Raw genomic sequence first — 3706 nt, forward strand, 5'->3', positions numbered from 1 at the left:
CCGCCCGTCCCGCCCCGGACATACGAAGACTGCCGGGAAACCCCCAAAGGAACGGGCCGGGGGATCGAGGATCAGGACGGGGCGGTCGGAGATGGGCGGCTTGGTCGGGGTGGGGCACGACCGGCAGGCGGGGCCCATCGAGCCCTGGCCCCGGGTCGGGGGAGGCGCGTCCGATCGCTACGCGCTCCTCATCTCTCAGCGTCCGACGACCGTCTTGGGCTGGACATAGGCCGCCCACGAGCCGTGGAGGCTGGCCCTTGACCGCGACCGGAGGCCGGCCGGGGCTGATGAGTGCCGGTGGGAGGGGCTGACGGCCGGTACTTCACCTATTTCGTAGTGAATGCGGGTCAGGGCGAGGACGACTCCACGAAACGGCGCCCAAACAACCGCAATTGGGGCAAAAGGCTGGCCTTTTGGGCCGCCCACCCTCGCTGACCCGGCTCCACTACCGAATAGCCGTAGTCGCAGGCGTTTCCTGCCCCCGACAGCCGCCGGACGCAGTCAATGAGGACTTCCCATGCTCGCGGGCGGCCTATGTCCAGCCCCAGACGGCCGTCGGACGCCGAGAGATGAGGAGCGCGTAGCGATTTGGTGCGCCTCCCCCGACCCGGCAGGTCCCTCTCATGGGCCCCGCCTGCCGGTCGTGCCCGACCGGGACGAGGCCGCCCATCTCCGACCGCCCCGTCCCTGGAAAGCGTCCCCCGGCCCGTTTCTTTGGGGGTTTCCCGGCAGTCTTCGTATGTCCGGGGCGGGACGGGCGGTCAAGGGTGGCCGAAGGCCATCGCGCAGCGACGCGACGACGAAGGAGGAGCGCCCTTGAGGGGCCGGCCCGACACGGAGAGACGATGGGACTGACGGGAAACCCCCATACACATCCCTGGCCACCGCCCCACCGAAGCCCCGTCCCCGAAGCCACCGCCACCGCCACCGCCACCGCCACCGCCCCCGCCCCCGGCCGCGCCGCAGCTCTCCCCGCCCGGCCGCTAGTTCTTGGCGGCCGGGCGGTAGGTGCACACGTGCACCCCCGCCGGGCTGATGGCCGTGGAGGCCAGTTCGAGAGTGTGCAGGCCGCCGTCGGCAGGGAAGATCGACTTGCCGCCGCCGAGCAGCACCGGCATGACCATCAGCCGGAGTTCGTCGACCAGGCCCTCGCTCAGCAGGGTGCGTACGAGGGTGGGGCTGCCCATGACCACCAGGTCGCCGCCCTCGGCCCCGTGCAGTTCCCGGATGCGGGCGACGGCCTTCTCGCCCGCGATGAGCGTGGTGTTGTTCCACTTCAGGTCGGACTCGTCCAGGGTGCGTGACACGACGTACTTCGGGATGGAGTTCATCCGGTCGGCGAACGGGTCGCCCGCCCGCTCGGGCCACGCCGCGGCCATCGTTTGCCAGGTGCGCCGCCCGAACAGCAGCGCCTCCGCGTTCTCCATCGCCTCGGTGAAGGAGCCGCCCACCACCTCCGGGTCGAAGAAGGGGTGCGACCAGCCGCCGTGGGCGAAGTCGCCGTCATTGTCCTCGCCCTGACCGCCGGGGGCCTGTACGACGCCGTCCAGGCTGATGAACTCGGTGATGACGATGCGCATGGAGTCGTTCCTCTTCCTCGGCCCGGTGGGTACGCAAGGGAGACTGCCGCGCGCCCCGGAATTCATCGCACCCGACGGGATTCCGGTAAGTGATCCGGATCACATCGCCGGCGGCTCCCGGGGCACGGTACCCGGCCGCGGTGCGATCTGTGGCGACCTCCGTCAGGAGAGGTATAAATAGGCGGTCAACGGGGTGATTCGGGCGGGAAGTCGGGGGATCTGTCCGTTCGGCCGGGAGACCCCGGTGAAGCCGAGACGAATGGTGCGTCACATATCCCGGTGGCACGGCGAGTCGGGTTCGAATACCTGATAGACAGTGGATATTCACGGCTAGACCAGCCGTAGACCTTTGACGGCTCCTTGGGGGGATCGCCGCACTGTGAAGCCGCTTCACCGCCACCTCGTCAACACCTCGCGCAAGGTCCTGTGCACCGCCGCGCTCGCGGCCAGCCTGACCACCGCCGCGGTCGTGACCAGTCCGTCGACCGCCGACGCGGGAGAGTCCGGGCCCACCCCGGACAGTCCGCAGGCCACCGACCGCGGTGACGCCCGGCTGGACCTGCCCGACATCGTCGCCGACCCGCCGCCCACCGGGGCGGGCGCGCAGGAGGGGGCCAGCGGGATACCCGCGACCGCCCTCGACGCCTACAACCGTGCCCAGGTGTCGGTGGCCGCCGCGCTCCCAGGCTGCAAGCTGCCCTGGGAGCTGCTCGCCGGCATCGGCCGGGTCGAGTCCGTCCACGCCTCCGGCTACGGCCTCAAGGCCGACGGCTACACCGAGAAGCCCATCCGCGGCCCCCGTCTGGACGGCAACGGCTTCGCCGAGATCCGGGACACGGACAAGGGCGAGTGGGACGCGGACGCGGTGTACGACCGGGCCGTCGGCCCGATGCAGTTCATCCCGTCCACCTGGGCCACCTGGGGCGCCGACGGCAACGGCGACTCCAAGCGCGATCCGAACAACATCTACGATGCGGCGCTCGGCGCGGGTCTCTACCTGTGCGCCGGCGACCGTGACCTGTCGGTCGCGGCCAAGCTCGACTCGGCGATCCTCAGCTACAACAACTCCCGCGAGTACGTGAACACCGTGCTCGGCTACATGCGGCAGTACCAGGCCGGCGGCGCCGCCGAGGTGCCGAACCCGCCCGCCGGGAACTACCCGACGCAGCCGCCGGGCACCCTGCCCACCCCGCAGGTGCCGATCACGCCGACGTCTCCGGTGAAGAACAAGCCCACCCCGACCCCCACCCCGACCCCCACACCGACTCCGACCACGCCGGAGAAGCCGAAGCCGCCCGCCCCGCACCTGACGGAGCTGACGGTCCTCGGCGGCACCGGCCTGACGGCCGAGGCGGGTGCGGCCTTCACGGAGGTCCCGCGGGTCAAGGTGCTCCTCAGCGACGGCAAGCCCGCCGTCAACCAGGAGGTGATCTTCGCGGTCGAGGGAGACACCACCGGCGGCACCCGCTTCGGGACGGCCGACTCCCTGGTGGTCAAGGCCGGCGCCGACGGCATCGCCGCCGCGCCCGGGCTCAAGGCGGGCCCCAAGGCCGGCACCTTCACGCTGCGGGTCTCGGCCTACGACCAGCAGGGCCGGTTCACCGTGGCGTTCGACGGCAAGGTCACCGTCACGGTCGCGGACCGGCTGGCCCGCGCCGACGGTGCGAAGCCGCTGGAGGCGGTCGCCGGTACGAGCGTCAAGGACGTGGAGGTCTTCGCCACCTCCGCCGGGAAGGCCGTCGCCGGTACGGAGACCGTCGCCGACCTGGTCGTGAAGGGTGCGGACGGCAAGTGGGTGCCGGTGGACCCGGCGACCGCCAAGAGCCCGTACTTCAAGGACGAGGCCGGAAAGAAGGTGTTCGGCCGGCTGCTGCCCAAGTCGGGCACCGACGGCAAGATCGTCCTGCCGGAGCTGTTCACCACGGACGTGGCCCAGGGCACCTACTTCGTGCGCCTGACCACCAAGGAGAACGTGACCCTGGTCCTGGAGCTCAAGATCACGGCTCCGGAGACGACCCCGGCCCCGGCACCGACCCCGACCACGGCCCCGGCTCCCGCGAAGACGGCAGCCCGCCCCTGATCCGGATGCGCCAGTGGCCCCCGGCACCGTCCACACGGTGCCGGGG

Annotated in this window: 2 protein-coding genes; one reads left to right on the plus strand and one right to left on the minus strand. The window is 71.1% G+C overall.

Going from position 1 to position 3706, the window contains the following annotated elements:
- Nucleotides 1–983: 983 nt before the first annotated feature.
- Complete coding sequence (locus ACWGE1_RS40470; RefSeq protein WP_453425469.1) at nucleotides 984–1580, minus strand: dihydrofolate reductase family protein; 597 nt, start codon at nucleotides 1578–1580, stop codon at nucleotides 984–986.
- 379 nt (nucleotides 1581–1959) lie between these two features.
- Here ACWGE1_RS40470 and ACWGE1_RS40475 point away from each other — a divergent pair, with 379 nt between their 5' ends.
- Nucleotides 1960–3660: a lytic transglycosylase domain-containing protein gene (locus ACWGE1_RS40475; RefSeq protein ID WP_453425470.1), complete on the plus strand. Its 1701-nt coding sequence runs from the start codon at nucleotides 1960–1962 to the stop codon at nucleotides 3658–3660.
- The last annotated feature ends 46 nt before the right edge of the window (nucleotides 3661–3706 follow it).

This window comes from Streptomyces sp. NPDC054932, from assembly GCF_053610205.1.

Bases quoted from the DNA above. Each gene is read 5' to 3' on its own strand.
- ACWGE1_RS40470 (WP_453425469.1), bottom strand. From the start codon at position 1,580: ATGCGCATCGTCATCACCGAGTTCATCAGCCTGGACGGCGTCGTACAG.